The organism is Thalassococcus sp. BH17M4-6, assembly GCF_049323015.1.
Taxonomy (GTDB): Bacteria; Pseudomonadota; Alphaproteobacteria; order Rhodobacterales; family Rhodobacteraceae; genus Puniceibacterium.
Genome location: NZ_JBMPGU010000002.1, coordinates 51759 through 71266 on the forward strand (window position 1 = coordinate 51759; position 19508 = coordinate 71266).

19 protein-coding genes are annotated in these 19508 nt (G+C 65.8%); 8 read left to right on the forward strand and 11 right to left on the reverse strand.

The window, feature by feature from the left end:
* Positions 1 to 180 precede the first annotated feature (180 nt).
* Positions 181 to 696 carry a winged helix DNA-binding protein gene (locus ACOXXX_RS02670; RefSeq protein ID WP_422825002.1) on the reverse strand — a complete coding sequence of 172 codons (516 nt, stop codon included), beginning with the start codon at positions 694 to 696 and terminating at the stop codon, positions 181 to 183.
* A 105-nt stretch (positions 697 to 801) separates the two neighbouring features.
* Between ACOXXX_RS02670 and ACOXXX_RS02675 the strand changes: the two genes are divergently transcribed.
* The 7 genes from ACOXXX_RS02675 to ACOXXX_RS02705 are packed head-to-tail and all read left to right on the forward strand — an operon-like array spanning position 802 to position 7473.
* A complete protein-coding gene (locus ACOXXX_RS02675; RefSeq protein ID WP_422825003.1) occupies positions 802 to 2064 on the forward strand; it encodes an NAD(P)/FAD-dependent oxidoreductase in 1263 nt (420 codons plus the stop codon).
* Positions 2065 to 2068: 4 nt separating this feature from the next.
* Positions 2069 to 3040 carry a TRAP transporter substrate-binding protein gene (locus ACOXXX_RS02680; protein ID WP_422825004.1) on the forward strand — a complete coding sequence of 324 codons (972 nt, stop codon included), beginning with the start codon at positions 2069 to 2071 and terminating at the stop codon, positions 3038 to 3040.
* A gap of 55 nt (positions 3041 to 3095) precedes the next feature.
* Positions 3096 to 3623, forward strand: coding sequence for a TRAP transporter small permease (locus tag ACOXXX_RS02685; protein ID WP_422825005.1), 528 nt, complete (start codon positions 3096 to 3098; stop codon positions 3621 to 3623).
* A 1-nt stretch (position 3624) separates the two neighbouring features.
* Complete coding sequence (locus ACOXXX_RS02690) at positions 3625 to 4932, forward strand: TRAP transporter large permease (RefSeq protein WP_422825006.1); 1308 nt, start codon at positions 3625 to 3627, stop codon at positions 4930 to 4932.
* Positions 4929 to 5663 (forward strand): 5-oxoprolinase subunit B family protein, encoded by a 735-nt coding sequence (locus ACOXXX_RS02695; protein ID WP_422825007.1) that lies wholly within the window; start codon positions 4929 to 4931, stop codon positions 5661 to 5663. Before ACOXXX_RS02690 ends, ACOXXX_RS02695 begins: the two co-directional genes overlap by 4 nt.
* Positions 5660 to 6688 carry a biotin-dependent carboxyltransferase family protein gene (locus ACOXXX_RS02700; protein ID WP_422825008.1) on the forward strand — a complete coding sequence of 343 codons (1029 nt, stop codon included), beginning with the start codon at positions 5660 to 5662 and terminating at the stop codon, positions 6686 to 6688. The genes ACOXXX_RS02695 and ACOXXX_RS02700 overlap by 4 nt, the downstream gene beginning before the upstream one ends.
* Positions 6685 to 7473, forward strand: a complete 789-nt coding sequence (locus tag ACOXXX_RS02705; RefSeq protein ID WP_422825009.1) for a LamB/YcsF family protein — start codon at positions 6685 to 6687, stop codon at positions 7471 to 7473. Before ACOXXX_RS02700 ends, ACOXXX_RS02705 begins: the two co-directional genes overlap by 4 nt.
* On the opposite strand, the gene ACOXXX_RS02710 is transcribed toward ACOXXX_RS02705, so the two are convergent.
* From ACOXXX_RS02710 to ACOXXX_RS02750, 9 genes are all read right to left on the reverse strand, one after another.
* Positions 7449 to 8702, reverse strand: coding sequence for a glycerate kinase type-2 family protein (locus ACOXXX_RS02710; protein ID WP_422825010.1), 1254 nt, complete (start codon positions 8700 to 8702; stop codon positions 7449 to 7451). The genes ACOXXX_RS02705 and ACOXXX_RS02710 overlap by 25 nt on opposite strands.
* 73 nt (positions 8703 to 8775) lie before the next feature.
* The gene (locus ACOXXX_RS02715; RefSeq protein ID WP_422825011.1) at positions 8776 to 9708 is read right to left on the reverse strand and encodes a sugar kinase; all 933 of its coding nucleotides are present in this window, start codon (positions 9706 to 9708) and stop codon (positions 8776 to 8778) included.
* 26 nt (positions 9709 to 9734) lie between these two features.
* The gene (locus ACOXXX_RS02720; protein WP_422825012.1) at positions 9735 to 10880 is read right to left on the reverse strand and encodes an iron-containing alcohol dehydrogenase; all 1146 of its coding nucleotides are present in this window, start codon (positions 10878 to 10880) and stop codon (positions 9735 to 9737) included.
* Positions 10881 to 10883: 3 nt separating this feature from the next.
* Entirely contained in the window at positions 10884 to 12254 is a 1371-nt protein-coding gene (locus ACOXXX_RS02725; RefSeq protein ID WP_422825415.1) for an aldehyde dehydrogenase family protein, read from the reverse strand.
* A gap of 10 nt (positions 12255 to 12264) precedes the next feature.
* Positions 12265 to 13629 (reverse strand): glutamine synthetase family protein, encoded by a 1365-nt coding sequence (locus ACOXXX_RS02730; RefSeq protein WP_422825013.1) that lies wholly within the window; start codon positions 13627 to 13629, stop codon positions 12265 to 12267.
* Positions 13630 to 13700: 71 nt separating this feature from the next.
* Positions 13701 to 14738, reverse strand: coding sequence for a TRAP transporter substrate-binding protein (locus ACOXXX_RS02735; protein WP_422825014.1), 1038 nt, complete (start codon positions 14736 to 14738; stop codon positions 13701 to 13703).
* A gap of 62 nt (positions 14739 to 14800) precedes the next feature.
* Positions 14801 to 16126: a TRAP transporter large permease gene (locus ACOXXX_RS02740; RefSeq protein WP_422825015.1), complete on the reverse strand. Its 1326-nt coding sequence runs from the start codon at positions 16124 to 16126 to the stop codon at positions 14801 to 14803.
* On the reverse strand, positions 16126 to 16695 hold the full coding sequence (locus tag ACOXXX_RS02745; RefSeq protein WP_422825016.1) for a TRAP transporter small permease subunit: 570 nt from the start codon (positions 16693 to 16695) through the stop codon (positions 16126 to 16128). The genes ACOXXX_RS02740 and ACOXXX_RS02745 overlap by 1 nt, the downstream gene beginning before the upstream one ends.
* On the reverse strand, positions 16683 to 17438 hold the full coding sequence (locus ACOXXX_RS02750; RefSeq protein WP_422825017.1) for an N-formylglutamate amidohydrolase: 756 nt from the start codon (positions 17436 to 17438) through the stop codon (positions 16683 to 16685). Before ACOXXX_RS02750 ends, ACOXXX_RS02745 begins: the two co-directional genes overlap by 13 nt.
* A 141-nt stretch (positions 17439 to 17579) precedes the next feature.
* Between ACOXXX_RS02750 and ACOXXX_RS02755 the strand changes: the two genes are divergently transcribed.
* Positions 17580 to 18452, forward strand: coding sequence for a MurR/RpiR family transcriptional regulator (locus tag ACOXXX_RS02755; protein ID WP_422825018.1), 873 nt, complete (start codon positions 17580 to 17582; stop codon positions 18450 to 18452).
* A gap of 17 nt (positions 18453 to 18469) precedes the next feature.
* Here ACOXXX_RS02755 and ACOXXX_RS02760 read toward each other — a convergent pair whose 3' ends face one another.
* Positions 18470 to 19408, reverse strand: coding sequence for a 2-hydroxyacid dehydrogenase (locus tag ACOXXX_RS02760; RefSeq protein WP_422825019.1), 939 nt, complete (start codon positions 19406 to 19408; stop codon positions 18470 to 18472).
* Between the last annotated feature and the right edge of the window lie 100 nt (positions 19409 to 19508).

Genomic DNA, 19508 nt, shown 5'->3' on the forward strand with positions numbered 1-19508 from the left:
GGTGTCACCAGGGCTTTGGTCCCGCGCGGGCGCGGGGTTGCGCGTTGGGGGCAGGGGATAGCGGGCAAGGCGGCTGGCGTCCAGCGGTTAGCGTGCCTTCGCGCAAGGGGAATGCCTGCGGCATACGAGAGACGCTGTCTCTCGTGCTCTCTGGAGGTATTTTGCCAAGAAGAAGGGGGGTCAGTAGGTGGTGGCGGCGCGGGCGGCCTGGTCGTACTGCCCGGCCATCAGCCGCAGGAGCGTGGCGAGGCGGCGCATCTGGTCGGGCTCCACGCCCAGTTCGCCCACCGTGTTGAGCAGCAGCGTGGCGCGGATATCCCGGTAGGTGTCGCAGGCCCTGGCGCCCAGTTCGGTGGCGGCGACGGTCTTTTCCTTGCCTTGTCGGCCTTCGCTGACCAGCCCGGCGCGGGCGAGTTTCTTGATCGCGTAGTTGACCGTATGGGTGTCTTCGACATTCAGCACGAGGCAGAGATCGGCCAACCGCTTGGGTTTGTTGCGGTGATAGACCGAATGCAGCACCAGCACCTCGAGCGCGGTGAGGCCGGGATGGCCCGCCGTCGCCATGCAGCGCACCATCCAGCGTTCAAAGGCATGATGGGCAAGGATCATGCCGAATTCAAATTCCGAGACCTCGGGAAAGGCGCCGTCTGCGAGATGGGCAGAGGACACGACCGGGCCCAATTCGTCCTGTGTCATGGGATCAGATTTCGCGCTTTTCGATAATTTGTCAACAAATTGTTGACGTGTTGTGTAGATCGGTAAGAATGCATGTGGGGAATCAGCCCCGGGGGGCTTTGTTGCATGGCGTCTGCGGATCATGTGGTGGTGATCGGTGCCGGGATCGTCGGCGTGTCGACCGCGATCTGGCTGCGCCGCTTCGGCGCAGATGTGACGCTGGTCGACCGCGGCGCGCCGGGGCAGGGCACGTCGCATGGCAATGCCGGCATCCTTGCGGCCTGCGCGATGGTGCCGGTCACCGGGCCGGGGCTGGTGCCGAAGGCGCCCGGCATGCTGCTGGACCGCGATGCGCCGCTGTTCCTGCGCTGGTCTTACCTGCCAAAGCTGCTGCCCTGGCTGCTGAAATACCTCGCCCATGCCAATGACCGCGACACCCGCCGCATCGCCGCCGCGCTGACGCCCATCGTGGGGGACAGCGTCGATCAGCACATGGCGCTGACCGATGGCCTGTCCGCGCACCGGTTCATCGTGCCGGGGGATTACGTCTATGCGTTCGAGCGCCGCGCGGATTTCGAGGCGGGCGCCTATGGCTGGGCGCTGCGGCGCGAGGCGGGGTTTGTGCCCGAGATCCTCGAAGGCGGGGCGGTGCGCGACTACGAGCCAGCGCTGGGGGAGCGGATCACCTGCCTTGCGGTGCTCAAGGATCATGGCCACGTGCTTGACCCCGGTGGCTATGTCGCGGCGCTGGCGCAGGATTTCGAAGCGATGGGCGGGGTCATCCGCCGCGCCGACGTGCGCGACATCGAGGTGACGGAGGGCCGCGTGACGGCCGTGCTGACCGATGCGGGCCCGATATCCTGCGACAGTGCGGTGATCGCGGCGGGGGCGTGGTCGCTGCCGCTCTTGGCCAGGCTGGGGCTGCGCGTCCCGCTGGAGACGGAGCGCGGATATCACATCGTCTTTGAAGAGGCCGAGAACGGCCCCCGTCGGCCGGTGATGATCGACGCGGGCAAGTTCGTCGCCACGCCGATGACCGCCGGGGTGCGCTGCGCTGGCGTGGTGGAGTTCGGCGGGCTGGAGGCCGGCCCGTCGCGCGCGCCCTTCGAGATGCTGCGCCGGCACGTGCGCCGCAGCCTGCCCGGGCTGACCTCTGCGCGCGAGGTGGAATGGATGGGCCATCGGCCCGCCACCTCGGACAGCCTGCCGCTGATCGGCGAGGTCGGGCAAACGGGCGTCTATACCGCGCTGGGGCACCAGCACATCGGCCTGACCGGCGGGCCCAAGACCGGGCGCCTGCTGGCCGGGATCATGACCGGCAGGCCCAGCAATACCGATATGACCCCGTACCAACCGGGGCGTTTCCAGAAATCCAACCAAGGGAGATAACGATATGACAATCTTTACGAAAACACTTACCGGGCTGGCCTGCGCCACGGCGCTGACCGCGCCCGCGATGGCCGAAACCTGGGATATGCCGATGGCCTATTCCGCCACCAACTTTCATTCCGCAACCGGCGCGGAATTTGCCAAATGCGTGACCACCGGAACCATGGGCGAGGTCGAGATCGTGACCCATCCGGGCGGATCGCTGTTTGCGGGCGCCGACATCAAGCGCGCGATCCAGACCGGCCAGGTGCCGATCGGCGAACGCCTGCTGTCGGGCCATGCCAACGAAAATGCCGTCTTCGGCTTTGACTCCGTGCCGTTCCTGTCGCCCAGCTTCGACGATCACGCAAAGCTGTGGGAGGCTGCGAAGCCCGAGATCGAGAAGGTGTTGGAGGAACAGAATCTGCACCTGCTATATTCCGTGCCGTGGCCGCCGCAGGGGCTTTATTTCGACCGGGAGATCGCGTCGGTGGACGATATGGCGGGGATCAAGTTCCGCTCCTACAACAACGCCACCGCGCGGCTGGCGGAACTGACCGGCATGGCACCGGTGACCATCGAGGCGGCAGAGTTGAGCCAGGCGTTCGCCACCGGCGTGGCGGAGTCGATGATTTCGTCCGGTGCGACGGGCTATGATCAGAAGGTCTGGGAATCGCTGTCGCATTTCTATCAGGTCGATGCCTGGCTGCCGCGCAACTACATCATGGTGAACGCCGACACCTGGGCCGACACCTCGGATGCCAGCAAGGCGGTGATCGAAGGCTGTGCGGCGCTGGCGGAATACGCCGGGCTTTACCGGTCGAAGGAATACACCAACTTCACCTACGAGGGCCTGCGCGAGGGCGGCATGACCGTCGCCCCGCCGTCCGACGCGCTGATGTCGGGCCTGCGCGAGGTGGGCGAGACCATGACCCAGGAATGGCTGGAGCAATCGGGCGAGGCCGGTCAGGCCATCATCGACGCCTATCAGCAATAACCATTCGCGGGGTGCCCCTGACCGGGCGCCCCGATCCCTTTACCAAAGGTCTGCCATGCGACACCTCATCCGGCGCACGCTCGATACGATTTACCTGGCCGCCGGTGTGGGCGCCGCGGTCTGCCTTGTGGCGATCCTGTTGTTGATCGTGGCGCAGATGGTGGCGCGCTGGACGGGGGCTGTGTTTCCCGGCGGGTCGGCCTATGCGGGCTATGCCATGGCGGCGGCGTCGTTCCTGGCCTTTGCCAATGCGCTGAACCGGGGCGCGCATATCCGGGTGTCGATCCTGCTCAACGTCGTGCCGCCGCGCCTGCGCTGGGCGCTCGAGGTCTGGTGCTTCGGGCTGGCGGCGGCGATTGCGTGGTATTTTACCTATTACGCCTACTGGTTCACTTACTGGTCTTGGAAATTCAACGAGGTGTCGCAGTCGCAGGACGCCACGCCGCTCTGGATACCGCAATCGGTCATGGTCATCGGCGGCGGGGTTCTGGCGCTGGCACTGACCGATCATCTTTTGCACGTGCTGATCCGGGGCGACCACCGGATCAAGAGCGACACGGTCGAGCAAGGCTTTGGTGAATGACATGACCGAAATCTATGCCATCACGCTCTTCCTCTTTGTGCTGTTCCTGCTGCTGGGCACCGGCGTCTGGGTTGGTCTTGCGCTCATGGGTGTGGCTTGGGTCGGGATGGAGCTTTTCACCTCGCGCCCCGTGGGCGACGCCATGGTCACGACGATCTGGGCGACCTCGTCGAGCTGGACGCTGACCGCCCTGCCGCTTTTCATCTGGATGGGAGAGATCCTTTACCGCACGCGCCTGTCCGAAGACATGTTCAAGGGCCTGTCGCCCTGGCTGGCGCGTCTGCCGGGCGGGCTGGTGCACACCAACATCGTCGGCTGCACGGTCTTTGCCGCCGTATCCGGATCGTCGGCGGCGACGCTGTCGACGGTGGGCAAGATGTCCATTCCCGAGCTTCGGGCGCGGAAATATCCCGAAAAGCTTGTCATCGGCACGCTGGCGGGGGCGGCGACGCTGGGCCTGATGATCCCGCCAAGCCTCGCGCTCATCGTTTATGGCGTCACGGTCAACGAATCGATCACCGCACTCTTCTTTGCGGGCGTGGTGCCGGGGTTGGTGCTGGCGGTGATGTTCATGGGCTACGTGGCGATTTATGCCGGGGTGTCGCGCGACTGGTCGCCGGTGGTCGAAACCGGCATGAGCCTGGCCGAGAAGATCCGCAATTCGCGCTTTCTGCTGCCGGTCATCTGCCTCATCGTGGTGGTCATCGGGTCGATGTACCTGGGCTTTGCCACCGCGACCGAGGCGGCGGCCTTCGGCGTGATCGGCGGTCTGGTCCTGGCGGCGGGGCAGGGGTCGTTGAACTGGCAAACCTTCACCGCCTCGCTGATGGGGGCGACGCGCACCAGCGCGATGATCGCGCTGATCCTGGTCGGGGCGGCGTTCCTGAAGCTGTCCATGGGCTTTACCGGCCTGCCGCGGGCGCTGGCCGATCTGATCGCAGCGATGGAGCTGACGCGGTTCCAGCTTCTGATGGCGCTTTTGGTCTTCTACATCGTGCTGGGCATGTTTCTTGACGGCATTTCGTCGGTGGTGCTGACCATGGCGGTGGTCGAACCGATGGTGCGCGAGGCCGGGATCGACCTCATATGGTTCGGTATCTTCGTCGTCGTGGTGGTCGAGATGGCGCAGATCACCCCGCCCATCGGGTTCAACCTTTTCGTCCTGCAGGGCATGACCCATCACGAGATGGGCTATATCACCCGTGCCGCCCTGCCGATGTTCCTGATCATGGTGGCCATGGTCTTTGTGCTGATCTGGGTGCCGGACCTGGCGCTGTGGCTGCCCGAAACCATAAGGCAGGTGCGATGACCGACATGAGCTTTCCCGAGTTGCGCACCGTCGGGCTGGACGGCATGCTGATCAGCTTTGGCGACACGCTGTCGGAGCCCGCCAACCGCGCCGCACTGGCCTTTCGCGCCGCTGTGGAACGCGAAGGCTGGGACGGGGTCGAGGAAACCTCGACCTCGCTGGTGTCGGCCTTCGTGCGCTTCGATCCGCTGCATCTGACGCATGAAACCTTGCGCGCGCGCCTCAAGGAACTGCTGCAAAGCGCCGATTGGATGGCCGCCGACCTGCCCGAGGGGCGGCGGTTCTTTCGCATTCCTACCGTTTTCGGCACCGACCGCGCCCCGCAACTGGCCGAGGCGGCAGAGGCCGCGGGCCTGTCCGAGCAGGAGGCGATCCGGTCCCTGTCAGAGGCGCGGGTGCGCGCGCTCACCATCGGTTTTGCGCCCGGCCAGCCCTACCTGGGCGAACTGCCCGACGATTGGGACATCCCCCGCCAGCAGGCGCTGACCCGGTCGGTGCCCAAGGGCGCGGTGGTGGTGGCGATCCGGCAACTCGTGCTCTTTTCCGTGTCGACCCCGACCGGCTGGCGGCATGTGGGGCAGACGGCGTTCCGCCTGTTCCGCCCCGACAGCGACACCCCCTTCGTGCTGCGGCCCGGCGACGAGGTTCAGTTCGTCGCGACCGAGCCGGACAAGCTGGCCAACATGGAGACCGATCCCGATGGCGGCGCAGAGTGGGAGGTGATCGCATGACCGCAGACCTCATCGTGCATCGCACCGGCCCCGGCGTCACAGTGCAGGACCAGGGCCGCGCCGGCTACCTGTCTTTCGGTCTGTCGCGCGGTGGCGCGGCGGACCCGGTGGCGCTGGCCGAAGGGGCGGCGCTGCTTGGCCAGTCGCCCGATTGCGCAGCGCTGGAAATGGCCGGCATGGGCGGCAGGTTCGAAGCGTCCAATGATATCCGCATTGCCCTGACCGGCGCGCCGATGCGCGCCGCGATCGAAGGCGAGGCGCTGCGCTGGAACGCCAGCCACACCCTGCCAAAGGGCGCAAAGCTCGACATCGGGCCGGTCACTTCGGGCAGCTACGGCTATCTGCATCTGGGCGGCGGCATCGACACCGCGCCTGCGCTGGGTGCCCGCGCTGCGCATCTGACCGCCGGTCTGGGCAAGGCGATCGAGGCGGGCGACACCCTGCCGCTGGGGGCCGACAAGGGCAGTGACACGGGCCTGTGCCTGCCCGCCGACGACCGCTTTGACGGCGGCGCCGTGCGTGTTCTGCCCAGCCTCCAAACGCAGTTGTTCCCGCAGCAGCAGCGCGACCGGTTTGCCGACACGCAGTTCACCCGCGATGCCCGCGCCAACCGAATGGGCGTGCAGGTCACTTGCGACGGCCCCGGCTTCGAGGTCGAGGGCGGGCTGTCGGTGGTGTCGGAAATCATCGTGCCGGGCGATATCCAGATCACCGGTGACGGCACCCCCTTCGTGCTGATGGCCGAATGCCAGACCACCGGCGGCTATCCTCGTATCGGCACGGTCATTCCCGCCGATCTGCCGCGCGTCGCACAGGCCCCGGCGGGCGCGAAACTGCGTTTCCGCTTCATCACGCTCGACGAAGGCGTGGCGCTGCACCGCACGCATCTGCAGCGGCTGGCCGACCTGCCCAAGGCGCTGACGCCGCTGATCCGCGATCCGGCGCGGATGCGCGATCTGCTGTCCTACCAGCTGATCAGCGGCGCGACGGCGGGGCGCGAACTGGACAGAAAGGACACGGAATGACCATCACTGTCGATCTGAACGCCGATATGGGCGAAAGCTTTGGCCCCTGGGTCATGGGGCAGGACGCCGAATTGCTGAAGGTCATCACATCGGCCAACATCGCCTGTGGGTTTCATGCAGGCGATCCGGATGTGATGGCGCAGACCATGCGGCTGGCGGTGGACAACGGCACCGGCATCGGCGCGCATCCCGGCTTTCCCGATCTGCAGGGCTTTGGCCGCAGGCGGATGCACCTGTCGCACACCTCTTTGCGCAACCTCGTGCGCTATCAGTTGGGGGCGGCGCAGGCGATGGCGCAGGCGGCGGGCGGCGCGGTGCGGCATCTCAAACTACACGGCGCGCTGGCCAACATGGCGTCCGAGGATGCGGCGATGGCGCGCGCCTGCTACGAAGGCGCGCTGGATGTCGATCCCGAGATCATCGTGATGGTGCTGGCGGCCACCGCGCAGCAAGAAGCCGCCCAGGATCTGGGCTGCCGCTGGGCCGGAGAAATCTTTGCCGACCGCGCTTATAACGACGATGCGACGTTGGTCGACCGGTCAAAGGACGGTGCAGTCATTCACGATCCGCAGGTCGCGGGCGACCGCATGGTGGCGATGGTCAAGGCGGGGGCGATCATCACCGACTCGGGCAAGCACATCCCGGCGGCGGTCGACACGATCTGCCTGCACGGCGACGGCAAGACCGCGCTCGACATCGCGCGCAGCGTGCGCGCCGCGCTCGAGGGCGCTGGTGTCACGTTGCGGCAGTTCGCGGGCCGTCAGGGCCGGATCAGCAGCACCTGAACATCCGCCACGTTGGTGCCCGTGGCCTGTGTCATCAACAGGTCCCCGGCGGCGCGCAGCGCCGCATAGCTGTCGTTGTTGTTCAAGAGCGTCTGCGCATCCTGTCCGGCAGCGCCGATGCGCGCGGCGGTGCCCGCATCCACCAGCCCCCCCGCCGCATCGGTCGGTCCGTCGCGCCCGTCAGTGCCGCCCGACAGGAATACCCAGTCCTGCGCCAGGGGGGCGGCCGAGAGGGCGACGCGCAGCGCGAGTTCCTGATTGCGCCCGCCGCGCCCGTCACCGCGCAGGGTCACGGTGGTTTCACCGCCATAAAGCAGCGCCGTGGGGGTGGTGACCGCGCCGATGTCGCGGACGATGGCCCGGGCCGCGTCACCCACGTCGCCCACCAGATGATCGTTGGCGATATGGGCCTGCCAGCCTTCGGCCTGGGCCGCCGCATGCATCGCGGCCAGCGACTGCCGGTTCGAACCGATCAGGATATTGCGCGCCTCGGGCAGGGGGCCGTCGGGCGTGGCCGTTTCGAGATGCTGGCGGACGGACGGCGGCTGCCGGTCCCAGAGCCCTTCGCCCTGCAAGAGCGTGCAGGCCTCGCGCAGCGACCCGATGGGCCCGACCGTGGGCCCCGAGGCGATGGCCCGCAGATCGTCGCCGATCACGTCCGACAGGATATAGGCGGTGACCGGTGCCGGGGTGGCAAGGCGCAGAAATCCGCCCCCCTTGAGCCGCGACAGCTGTTGGCGCACAAGGTTCATCCGGGTGATGTCCAGCCCGCCCGCCAGCAGCAGGCGGTTGACCTCGGCCTTGTCTTCAAGGCTCACACCTTCGACCGGCGCGGGTACGAGCGCGGAGCCGCCCCCCGAAATCAGCGCCACGACGCGGTCTTCGGCACCGGCCTTGCGCAGCCGGGCGATCACCTCTTGTGCGGCGGCAGCTCCGGCGGCATCGGGCACCGGGTGGCCCGCGCGCAGGATCGTGGCTCCCGGCACCTCCATCGTGTTTTCGTGATGCGTCACGGCAAGGGCATCCACCGGGCCGCTGACATGGTTCAGCGCCTCTTGCAGCATGGCGGGGGCGGCCTTGCCGATGGCGATCAGGTAGGTCGTCCCCGGCCCCTGGGGGAACGGGGTGTCGGCCAGCTTGCGGCGCAGCGCCAGCGCCGGGTCCGCGGCGCGCACCGCGGCGTCGAACAGCTTGCGCGCCAGGTCTTTGAGGTCTTGTGTCCCGCTCATGCCGCCCTCCGAACTGGTCCGCAGGGGAGCGTGGCGCCGACCCGAAGTCAAGGGCGGCTTTGGTCTGTCCGGGCTAGGACGCGCCCCGGTCCACCGGCACCAGCGCGCCGCGCTGGCCGATGACCTGGCCCGCGACCCGCGCGCCGTTCAGGATCGCCTCGGCCATGGGCCGCCCCTGTGCCAGGGCCGCGATCAGGCCGGCGTTGAAGCTGTCGCCGGCCGCCGTGGTGTCGACCACCTGATCGACCTTCGGCGGCGACACCTCGTCCACAACGTCGCCATCGCGGACCAGGACCGTGCCGGGGCCGTTCTTGACCACCACCGTGCGCGCCCCCGCACCGGTGTAGCGGTCAAGCGTCGCCTGCGGGTCGGCATCGCCGAAATGCACCGCCTCGTCGTCGAACGACGGCAGCACCAGATCACTGACCGCCGCCGCGTCCATGACCGCTGTGGTCATCTGCTCGGCATCGCGCCACAGCCGGGGCCGCAGGTTGGGATCGAAGGCCACGATCCGCCCCGCCGCCCGTGCGCGCGACAGCGCCGCCAGCAGGGTCGCGCGGCCCGCGTCTTCGAGGATCGCGAGCGTGATGCCCGAAACATAAATCAGCGTCGCGTCGGCCATGGCATGGTCGAGCCGTGCCGGATCGTTCGCCAACTGCCGCGCCGCCGAGGTGTCGCGCCAGTAGGAAAAGCTGCGTTCGCCGTTATTCAGCGATATGAGGTAAAGACCGACAGAGCGGTCGGCGGCGCGGCTGACGTGCTGTGTGTCGATGCCCGCCGCCGTCATCATCGCCAGCATCCGGTCCGACAGGTCGTCCTGCCCCACCGCGCTGAAATAGCCCACATGCGCCTCGGGGCAGAGTTTGCGCAGATACCAGGCGGTGTTGAACGTGTCGCCGGCAAAACCCAGCCGGAACCGGTCCGCCGCGTCGGCGGGGGCAAGTTCCGCCATGCATTCGCCGATCGCCAGGCAGCGCAGGGGGCGGTCGGACAGGGACAGGGCCATCGGGATCACTCCGTATAGGTCGGCGCTCAGACGATCTCCAGCAGCAGCGCGCGGGTATTCTCTGCCGTCATCTCGACCGGATTGCCACCGGTGCTTGGGTCGGCCAGCGCACCTTTGACGATGCGGTCGATGTCCGGATCCTCGATCCCCAGCGCGGTCAGCGATTTCGGCACGCCGAGCGAGGCGTTGAGGTCATCCACATAGGCGCAAAACCCGTCATAGCCGCCCTCGATCCCCAGATAGGCGGCGGCCAGCCCCAGCCGATCCTCGATCGCGGGGCGGTTGAAGCGCAGGACGGCGGGCATGCAGACCGCGTTCGTGGTGCCGTGATGGGTGTGGTAGAGCGCGCCGATGGGGTGCGACAGAGCATGGATCGCGCCCAGGCCTTTCTGAAACGCCGTGGCACCCATGGCCGCCGCCGACATCATCTGCGCGCGCGCCTCGATATCCTTGCCATGAGCATAAGCGCGCGGCAGGTAGTCCTTGACCAGCCGCATGCCCTCCAAGGCGATGCCCTGGCTCATCGGGTGGTAATGCGGAGAGCAGAATGCCTCGACACAATGGGCAAAAGCATCCAGTCCGGTGCCTGCGGTGATGAACCCCGGCATGCCGACGGTCAGTTCGGGGTCGCAGATCACGACCGAGGGCAGGAACTTGGGGTGAAAGATGATCTTTTTCTCAGCGGTTTCGGAATTGGTGATGACGCTGGCGCGGCCCACTTCCGATCCGGTGCCGGCCGTCGTGGGCACGGCGACGATGGGGGCGATGGCATCGGCATCCGCGCGGGTCCACCAGTCGCCGATATCCTCGAAATCCCACAGCGGGCGGGTCTGGCCCGCAAGGAACGCCACCAGCTTGCCCAGATCGAGGCCTGATCCGCCGCCGAACGCCACGACGCCGTCATGCCCGCCGTCCTTGAACGCCTGCACCCCGGCTTCGGCGTTCTTTTCGTTGGGGTTGGGGTCCACATCCGAAAACATCGCCCGGCCCAGCCCTGCGGCCTCCAGCAGATCAAGCGTGCGCTGCGTGATCTCCATCTGCGCAAGGCCGCGGTCGGTGATCAGCAGAGGACGTTTGATCCCGGCGGCGGCGCAGGCCTCGGCAATCTCGGAAATGCGGCCCGCCCCGAAACGGATGGCGGTGGGGTAGGACCAGTTGGCGGAAAGGCTCATGGGTCAGGCTTTCTTGAGATGGTAGGATTTCGGGCGGGTCAGGTTGTGATAGCCGATCACCGACAGCCCGCCGCCGCGCCCGGTGTCCTTGCAGCCGGTCCAGCACAGCGCCGGGTCCAGATAGTCGGCGCGGTTCATGAAGACGGTGCCGGTTTCGATCCGGTCGCCAAGCGCCTCGGCCCGGGCGGTGTCGGCGGTCCAGACCGACGCGGTCAGGCCAAAATCGCTGTCGTTCATCAGGCGCAGCGCTTCTTCGTCGTCCTTGACGGACATGATGCCCACGACCGGGCCAAAGCTTTCGTCGCGCATCACCCGCATGTCGTGGGTCACATTCGTCAGGATCTGCGGCATCAGGTACGCGCCGCCATCCTGCGGGAAACGCGCCGGGTCGATATGGGCGGTGGCCCCGGCAGCGATCGCCTCGGCGGTCTGGGCGCGGACCTCCTCGGCAAAGCGGACGTGGGCCATGGGGCCCAAGGTCGTTTCGGGGTCGAGCGGGTTGCCCAGCACATAGTTGTTGACGATGGACACGGCCTTTTCGACGAAGGCGTCAAAGAGCGTTTCATGGACATAGATGCGTTCGATGCCGCAGCAGCACTGGCCCGAGTTGAACATCGCGCCGTCGATCAGCGTATCGACTGCGGCGTCCAGGTCCGCATCCTCCATCACGTAGCCCGGGTCCTTGCCGCCCAGTTCCAGCCCCAGACCGGTGAAGGTGCCCGCCGCGGCCGTTTCGATGGCGCGGCCGCCGCCGACGGAGCCGGTGAAATTCACGAAACCAAAGTTGCGTTCGCCGATCAGCTGCGACGTGGTGGCATGATCCAGAAAGACGTTCTGGAACACGTCTTCGGGCACGCCCGCGCCGTGAAAGGCCGCCGCCATGCGTTCGCCAACCAGCGGCGTCTGGCTGGCGTGTTTCAGCATCACCGCATTGCCCGCGATCAGCGCCGGGGCGACGGTGTTGATCGCCGTCATGTAAGGGTAGTTCCAGGGCGCCACGACCAGCACAACGCCATGCGGCACGCGTTTGATCAGTCGGCGGAAATCGGCGCTGTCCTCGACCTCGATATCCGCAAGGGCGTCGGCGGCTATCTGCGCCATGTGGGTGGCGCGTTCGTTGAAGCCGCCGAATTCGCCGCCATAACGCACCGGCCGGCCCATCTGCCAGGCCAGTCCCGGCACGATCTCGTCGTTCATCGCCCCGACGGCGGCGACCCCGGCCTGCACCAGCGCAATGCGTTCGGTCAGGGGACGCGCGGCCCAGTCCGCCTGCGCGGCACGGGCGCGTGCGACGGCGTCGCGGGCGGCCTTGGCTGACAGCGCGGGGCGTTCCGCATAGACCGATCCGTCGATCGGCGAGGTGCAGGTAATCATGCTCATCCCATCAGGCCCTTTCAAATCCGCGCGCGATTTCCCAGTCGGTGACGGCGCGGTCAAACTCTTCCTGCTCCCATTCGGCGGCGCGGGTGTAGTGGTCAACCACCTCGTCCCCGAAGGCGCCGCGCAAGAAGTCCGAAGTGCGCAGGGTTTCGGTGGCGGCGCGCAGGGTCTGCGGGATGTCGCCTGCCTTCTGCGCCTCGTAGACATCGCCGGTGGTGGGCGGGGCCAGTTCCATCTTGTCCTCGATCCCCTTCATGCCCGCGGCGAGCATCGCCGCCTGCGCAAGGTAGGGGTTCATGTCCGACCCCCCGATGCGGCATTCCACCCGCACCCCCTTGGTGCCCGCGCCGCAGAGGCGGAAGCCCGCCGTGCGGTTGTCCACCGACCACACGGTCTTGGTCGGCGCGAAGGTGCCCTTGAGGAAGCGCTTGTAGCTGTTGACGTAGGGTGCCAGGAAATATGTGTAATCGGGCGCATAGGCGATCAGTCCGGCCATATAGTGGCGCATCAGCTGCGACATGCCCAGTTTGTCGTCGGCATCGTGGAACGCCGGAGTATCGTCCTGCCACAGCGACTGGTGCACATGGCTGGACGATCCGACGCGGTCGGGGTGCCATTTCGGCAGGAAGGACGCGGCGTGCCCGTTCTGCCAGGCGATTTCCTTGACCGCGTGCTTGGCCAGCGTGTGATGATCGGCGCAATCAAGCGCGGGCGCGTAGCGGATGTTGAGCTCTTCCTGACCGCTTTCGGCCTCGCCCTTGGAATTTTCGACCGGGACGCCCGCGGCATAAAGCCCGTTGCGGATCGGGCGCATCACGCCCTCTTCCTTGGTGGTCTGCAGGATGTGGTAGTCCTCGTTATAGCCGCTGATCGGGGTCAGGTCGCGGTAGCCGCCCTTGCGGATCTCGTCAAAGCTCTTCTCGAAAAGAAAGAACTCCAGCTCAGTGGCCATCATTGCGGTGAACCCGAGTGCCTCGAGCTTGGCGATCTGCGCCTTGAGCAGCGCGCGCGGAGACATCGGCACCGGTTCGTGGGTGTGGTGGTCCAGCACGTCGCACAGCACCATCGCCGTCGCCTCAAGCCAGGGCACCGGGCGCAGCGTCGTCAGGTCAGGTTGCAGCACATAGTCGCCATAGCCCTTTTCCCAGCTGGTCGAGGCATAGCCATCGGGCGTCGCCATGGCGAGGTCGGTAGCCAGCAGGTAATTGCAGCAATGGGTTTCGGCATGCGAATGGTCGATGAAGTTCGCGGCGTGGAACCGTTTGCCCATCAGGCGGCCCTGCATGTCGACCATGCAGACAAGGACCGTGTCGATCTCGCCTGCGGCCACGGCCTGCTTGAGGGCATCGAAACTGAGGTTTGCGGGCATGGGTCTGGTCCTTTCTGGTCAGCAGACGCCCCCGCGGAACGGGGGCGCCCGGATGAGGTCCTGTACGGGCCTTATTCGAAGGTGTAGGGCGCGCCGGCCTGGTTGATGACGCTGTTGTATTCCTTGAAGATGCCGACGATCTTCTGCTGGATTTCGCCCTCCTGCGCCACCTCTTCCCAGAATTCCTTGGCGGCATTCTCGACCTCGGCCCATTCCGCCGGCGGTACGGAGCGCAGCGCCAGCTTGTCGCCGTTGGCGCGCAGCGCGGCCTCGCCGCCCCAATACCACTGGTTGCGGTAGGTGTGCCCGGCCTCGACCGCGGCCATGACGACGGATTTCAGGTGATCGGGCAGGTCGGCCCAGCGTTGCTGGTTGACGAACCAGGATCCGATCCAGGCGCCCGAGATGTTGTTGGTCAGGAAATAGTCGGTCACGTCGGCCCAGCCCACGGTGTAATCCTCGGTGATGCCCGACCAGGCCATGCCGTCAAGCTCGCCGGTCTGCACCGCGACCTCGGCATCCTCGTAAGGAATGTTCACCGGCACGACGCCGAACTTGGACAGGAAGCGGCCGGCGGTGGGGAAGGTGTAAAGCTTGAGCCCGTCCAGATCGGCGACCGAGGTGATTTCCTTCTTGGTGTTGAAGTTGCACGGATCCTGCCCTGCGGCCGACAGCCATTTGACCCCGACCTTGGCGTATTCCTCGTCCCAGATCTCGGCCAGCCCGTACTGGTTGAACAGCACCGGCACGTCGAGGATGTGCTTGGTGGCAAACGGGAAATAGCCGCCGAACTGGCGCAGCGGCGTGGGCGAAGCCATGGAATCGTCATCCGAATGCACGCCGTCGATGGTGCCGCGCTGCAGCGCCTGAAACAGCTCGCCGGTGGGCACGATCTGGTCGGCGTAGAACAGTTCGACCTGAAGCTCGCCATTAGCGTTGGCGTTGATGTAGTCGATGACCGGCTTGGTGACATGTTCGCCCAGGGCGCCGCCCGCGTAGGTCTGGAACCGCCAGGTGATCGCCTCTTGCGCCTTGACGATGGCGGGGCTGGCCAGTGTGGCCGCAGCGCCGAGCCCGGCGGATGACAGGAACTTGCGTCTCGTGGTCATGGGTCTTTCCTCTCTGTTTTGCGTGTTTTGATGTCGTCCCGCTTCCGGGATCTTCTTCTTGGTTAATTTCCGTAGACATAGCCCGGCAGCCAAAGTGCTATCTCGGGAAAGGCCATGATGACGGCCAGGGCCGCGACCATCACCAGCACGAAGGGCAGGATGGACGAATAGATGTCGCGCAGCGTGATTTCCGGCGGGGCCATCGCGCGCATCAGGAACAGGTTGTAGCCGAAGGGCGGCGTCATATAGGCGATCTGCGTGGTGATCGTGTAAAGCACGCCATACCAGATCAGGTCGAACCCCAGCGCGCCCACCAGCGGTACGTAAAGCGGGGCGACGATGACCAGCATCGCGGTGTCATCCAGAAACGTGCCCATCACGATAAAGCTGAGCTGCATGAGGATGAGGATCATCCAGGGCGAAAGACCCAGTTGACCGGTAAAGAGGTTCTCGATCGCCTTGACCGCGCCAAGCCCGTCAAAGACCGCGCCGAAGGCGAGCGCGGCGAGGATGATCCACATGAACATGCAGGTGATGCCCAGCGTATTGCGGACCGAGTTTTCAAAGACCTCTCGTGTCATCCTGCCCTTGACCACAGCCGCCATGAAGGCTGCCATCGCCCCGATGGCGGAACTTTCCACAAGGCTGGTCCAGCCGTTGACAAAGGGCACCATCATCACCGCAAAGATGACCAGCGGCAGCAGGCCCGCGCGCAGCAGGCGCAGCTTTTCGGCCATCGGAATGTCGCGGTCCTCTTTCGCCAGCACCGGCCCCAGCGTCGGGGTCATGCGGCAGCGGATGATGATGTAGGCCACGAACATCGTGGCCATCATCAGCCCCGGGATCACCCCCGCCAGCCAAAGCTGACCCACCGGCTGGCGCGCGATCATCGCGTAAAGCACCAGCACGACCGAGGGCGGCACGAGTATGCCAAGGCTCGACCCCGCCTGGATCACCCCGGTGACCATCCTCTTGTCGTAGCCGCGTTTAAGCAGTTCGGGCAGCGCGATGGTCGACCCGATGGCCATGCCGGCAACGCTGAGGCCGTTCATCGCCGAGATCAGCACCATGAGGCCGATGGTGCCGATGGCCAGCCCCCCGCGCAGCCCGCCCATCCAGACGTGGAACATGCGATAAAGATCGTCGGCGATCTTCGATTCCGACAGCACGTAGCCCATGAAGATGAACATCGGCAGGGTCAGCAGAGGGTACCATTTCATCAGCTTCATCGCCGCGGCAAAGCCCAGGTCGTACCCGCCCCGGTCGCCCCACAGCAGCATCGCCGCCACCACCGCGACAAAGCCGATGGCCCCGAACACGCGCTGACCTGTCAGCAGCATCAGCATCATGCTGGAAAACATCAGCGTGGCGATCATCTCGTAGGACATCAGATCTCCTCGCCGCGCAGGCGCAAAACGTCCTTGGCGAATTCCGACAGGCATTGCAGCAGCATCAGGAACAGCCCCACGATCATGATCACCTTGACCGGCCACAGATACGGTCGCCAGGCCGAGGACGAGCGTTCGAGATAGCCCATCTCCTCGCTTCCGGTCAGAAGGCCCGCGAAAAAGGTGATCGGCTCACCGCCGAAATGGCCCAGCGAATAGGCCGTCGATCCGATGGCGCCATAGAGCATCACGCCAAGATAGAAGATCAGGAACAGGATGGTGACGGCGTCGAACCAGGCCTTGCGGCGCGGCGACCAGCTTCCGTACAGCAGGTCCATCCGCACGTTCGATCCCAGCTGAATCGAATAGGGCCCGCCCAGGATGTAATAGGCCACCATGACGAATTGCGCCATTTCCAGCGTCCAGAGTGTCGGGCTGAAGAAGGTCTTGTTGATGGACGACACCAGCAGGATCGCCATGAGCACGAAGATGCCGTACATCGCGATGCGCCCGACGCGGTGATTGAACCCGTCGACCACGCGGATATAGCCGTGCATCAGGCGTGACATTGCACCGCCTCCCCGATCCCGAGGCTGGCACAGGCGGCGACCAGCCAGTCCGCGATGTCCCGCGCCATGGCGTCCTGCGCGGACGGGGTGGCGATCAGGTCGTTGCGGATTTCCAGCATGACGTTCGGATGCCCCTGGGGCAGGGCATGTTCGCGCAAGGTGTGGGTCACGCCATCCTCCGGCCCGTAGGGATCGTTTGCCGCAACCCTGCGAGGCATGTGCCGGTCGGCGGTCGACAGCATCGCGCGGGCCAGCCGATCGTCGGTGTCAAACAGCACGCCGATCTCGGTTTCGCGCGGTTTTCCGAAATAGACCGGCGTGAAGCTGTGGACCGTAACAAGGATCGGCTCGCGGGTGCGGCTGATCCGGTCGGCCAGGGCGGCGCGGAACGGCGCATAGTAGCGCTGCACCCGCAGGGCACGGTCGGCCTGCGTGAGTGCTGCGTTGCCCGGCACCTCGGTCAGTTCGCTGCGGGCGGGCATGGCGTCCGGTGCCTCGGGCGGGCGGTTGCAGTCATAGACCAGCCGCGACACCGTCGCCGCCACCAGGACCGCATCCAGCCGCGCCGACAGCCCGCGCGCCACGCCCATGGCACCGGGGTCCCAGGCGACATGGCTTTGCAGCGCCGCATCGTCCAGCCCCAGCCCGGCAAAGCCTGCGGGCACAGTGTTGGCCGCGTGTTCGCACACCAGCACCACGGCGGACGAGCCATCGGGATTCACGATCTGAACGGGTTCGGACAAGACGTCTCCGGCACGGTTGAGGGGAGTCGGGCAGCTGACCCCAGCGTGCTTGGCCAGGGCTGACTCTGTCAATACAATTCTGAAAGAAATATACCGGACAACTTTGAGCTGTTATATAATTTATCAGAATGGAGGCGCCGGATGTCCGATTCGACCCATACGATTTCCGATCTGATCCAGCAGCGGCTGGACGATTTGACCCGGGCGGAACGGCAGCTGGCGCATTCGATCCTTGAAAACTATCCGGCTTCAGGCCTCGGCCCGCTTACCGCGCTTGCCGAAGATGCGCAGGTATCGGTGCCCACCGTCGCGCGGATGGTGCAGAAACTGGGCTTCAAGGGGTATCCCGAATTTCAGGCCGAACTGCGCGAAGAGCTCAAGGCCCGGGTCAAGAACCCCATTGCCAAGCACGACACCTGGGCCGAGGGCGCGCCGTCCCAACACCTGCTCAACCGGTTCACCAACGCGGTGATGGACAACATCCGCCACACACTTGGCCAGATCCGGCCCGAGGTGTTCGATGCCGCCTGCGCGATGGTCGGCGACACCCGGCATCACCTTTACATCGTCGGCGGGCGGATCACCCACACGCTGGCGGAATACCTGTTTCTGCACATGCAGGTCATCCGCCCCCGGATCACGCATATCCAGTCGACGTCGAACACTTGGCCGCATCACCTGCTGGATGTGCAAAAGGGCGACGTCTTCGTGATCTTCGACATGCGGCGGTACGAAAACAACACGCTCAAGCTGGCGGAGCTGGCCCATGCCAAGGGCGCGCGGCTCATTCTGTTCACCGACCAGTGGCGATCCCCGGTCGACCGGCTCGCCGACATCAGCTTCAGCAGCCGCATCGTCGTGCCCTCGGCCTGGGATTCAGGCGCGGCGCCGCTCTTGCTGATCGAAACGATGATCTCCACAGTTCAGAACCTGAACTGGGAGGATACCCGCGACCGGATGGAAGAGCTTGAGGACATGTTCGACCAGACCAAGCTCTTCCGCAAGTTCACCTGACACGCGCGCAGACGCGATCAGTTGACCGGCGTCAGCAGCGCCTCGCCCGAGTGATGGGCCGCGATGTTATCGCGCTGCAGCTTGGCCATGGCGGCGCGGGTTTCCTTTGTGCCCGACCCCTGGTGCGGCTGCACCACGACACTGGGCAGATCGTAGAACCGCGGGTCGATATTGGGCTCGTTCAGGAACACGTCAAGCGCGGCACCGCCCAGCGTGCCGTTCTCCAGCGCATCCAGAAGCGCGGCCTCGTCCACCGTCGATCCGCGCGAGATATTGACCAGAACGCCCTCGGGTCCCAGCGCCTCGATCACCTCGGCGGAGGCGAAATTCTCTGTCTCCGGCCCGCCGACAAGCGCTACCACCAGGTAGTCGCTGGCCTGCGCCAGTGACACCGGATCGGCGTGATAGGTCCAGCCCGGCGTGTCCTTTTCCGAGCGGGCGAAATAATGGATGTCCATCTTGAACGCCGCCAGCCGGTCGGCGATGTCGCGTCCGATCCGGCCCAGCCCGAGGATGCCGACGGTGCGCCCGCTCACTTTGCGGTTCAGCGGATATTCCCCCTTGGCCTTCCACTGGCCCGACCGCGCCCAGTCCGATGCCTGGATCATCTGGCGCTGCTGCATCAGCAGCATCCCGACGGCGATGTCGGCCACATCGTCGTTGAGCACATCGGGGGTGTTGGTGACCTTGATGCCCCTCTCATTGGCCGCCGCCACGTCGATGGCATCATAGCCCACGCCAAAGTTCGCGATCAGCCCCAGGTTCGGCAGCAGGTCCATCTGCGCCGCCCCCAGCCCGTGGTGCCCCTTGTAGGCCAGCGCCGTCACCGCCTCGCGCTCCGCCGCCGACAGCCCGTCCAGCGCGGCCGGGTTGGCCAGCATCTGCGGGTCGAAGGTATCCTTCAAAGCGGCGGTTTCGGCATCGTTGAACGGGCCGATGGCAAGCGTTGCGGGCATGGGGGTCTCCTCGCTGGGGCGCCGGTCGGGGCGCGAAATGGTATACCAAACGATGAGCGGATCGCGCCCCGGTGTCAACCGGTGCCGCCGACACGAAGCG

What these genes read in the sequence shown, in the direction of transcription:
- ACOXXX_RS02670 (WP_422825002.1), bottom strand. Translation starts at nt 696, where the DNA reads ATGACACAGGACGAATTGGGCCCGGTCGTGTCCTCTGCCCATCTCGCA.
- ACOXXX_RS02675 (WP_422825003.1), top strand. Translation starts at nt 802, where the DNA reads ATGGCGTCTGCGGATCATGTGGTGGTGATCGGTGCCGGGATCGTCGGC.
- ACOXXX_RS02680 (WP_422825004.1), top strand. Translation starts at nt 2,069, where the DNA reads ATGACAATCTTTACGAAAACACTTACCGGGCTGGCCTGCGCCACGGCG.
- ACOXXX_RS02685 (WP_422825005.1), top strand. Translation starts at nt 3,096, where the DNA reads ATGCGACACCTCATCCGGCGCACGCTCGATACGATTTACCTGGCCGCC.
- ACOXXX_RS02690 (WP_422825006.1), top strand. Translation starts at nt 3,625, where the DNA reads ATGACCGAAATCTATGCCATCACGCTCTTCCTCTTTGTGCTGTTCCTG.
- ACOXXX_RS02695 (WP_422825007.1), top strand. Translation starts at nt 4,929, where the DNA reads ATGACCGACATGAGCTTTCCCGAGTTGCGCACCGTCGGGCTGGACGGC.
- ACOXXX_RS02700 (WP_422825008.1), top strand. Translation starts at nt 5,660, where the DNA reads ATGACCGCAGACCTCATCGTGCATCGCACCGGCCCCGGCGTCACAGTG.
- ACOXXX_RS02705 (WP_422825009.1), top strand. Translation starts at nt 6,685, where the DNA reads ATGACCATCACTGTCGATCTGAACGCCGATATGGGCGAAAGCTTTGGC.
- ACOXXX_RS02710 (WP_422825010.1), bottom strand. Translation starts at nt 8,702, where the DNA reads ATGAGCGGGACACAAGACCTCAAAGACCTGGCGCGCAAGCTGTTCGAC.
- ACOXXX_RS02715 (WP_422825011.1), bottom strand. Translation starts at nt 9,708, where the DNA reads ATGGCCCTGTCCCTGTCCGACCGCCCCCTGCGCTGCCTGGCGATCGGC.
- ACOXXX_RS02720 (WP_422825012.1), bottom strand. Translation starts at nt 10,880, where the DNA reads ATGAGCCTTTCCGCCAACTGGTCCTACCCCACCGCCATCCGTTTCGGG.
- ACOXXX_RS02725 (WP_422825415.1), bottom strand. Translation starts at nt 12,254, where the DNA reads ATGATTACCTGCACCTCGCCGATCGACGGATCGGTCTATGCGGAACGC.
- ACOXXX_RS02730 (WP_422825013.1), bottom strand. Translation starts at nt 13,629, where the DNA reads ATGCCCGCAAACCTCAGTTTCGATGCCCTCAAGCAGGCCGTGGCCGCA.
- ACOXXX_RS02735 (WP_422825014.1), bottom strand. Translation starts at nt 14,738, where the DNA reads ATGACCACGAGACGCAAGTTCCTGTCATCCGCCGGGCTCGGCGCTGCG.
- ACOXXX_RS02740 (WP_422825015.1), bottom strand. Translation starts at nt 16,126, where the DNA reads ATGTCCTACGAGATGATCGCCACGCTGATGTTTTCCAGCATGATGCTG.
- ACOXXX_RS02745 (WP_422825016.1), bottom strand. Translation starts at nt 16,695, where the DNA reads ATGTCACGCCTGATGCACGGCTATATCCGCGTGGTCGACGGGTTCAAT.
- ACOXXX_RS02755 (WP_422825018.1), top strand. Translation starts at nt 17,580, where the DNA reads ATGTCCGATTCGACCCATACGATTTCCGATCTGATCCAGCAGCGGCTG.
- ACOXXX_RS02760 (WP_422825019.1), bottom strand. Translation starts at nt 19,408, where the DNA reads ATGCCCGCAACGCTTGCCATCGGCCCGTTCAACGATGCCGAAACCGCC.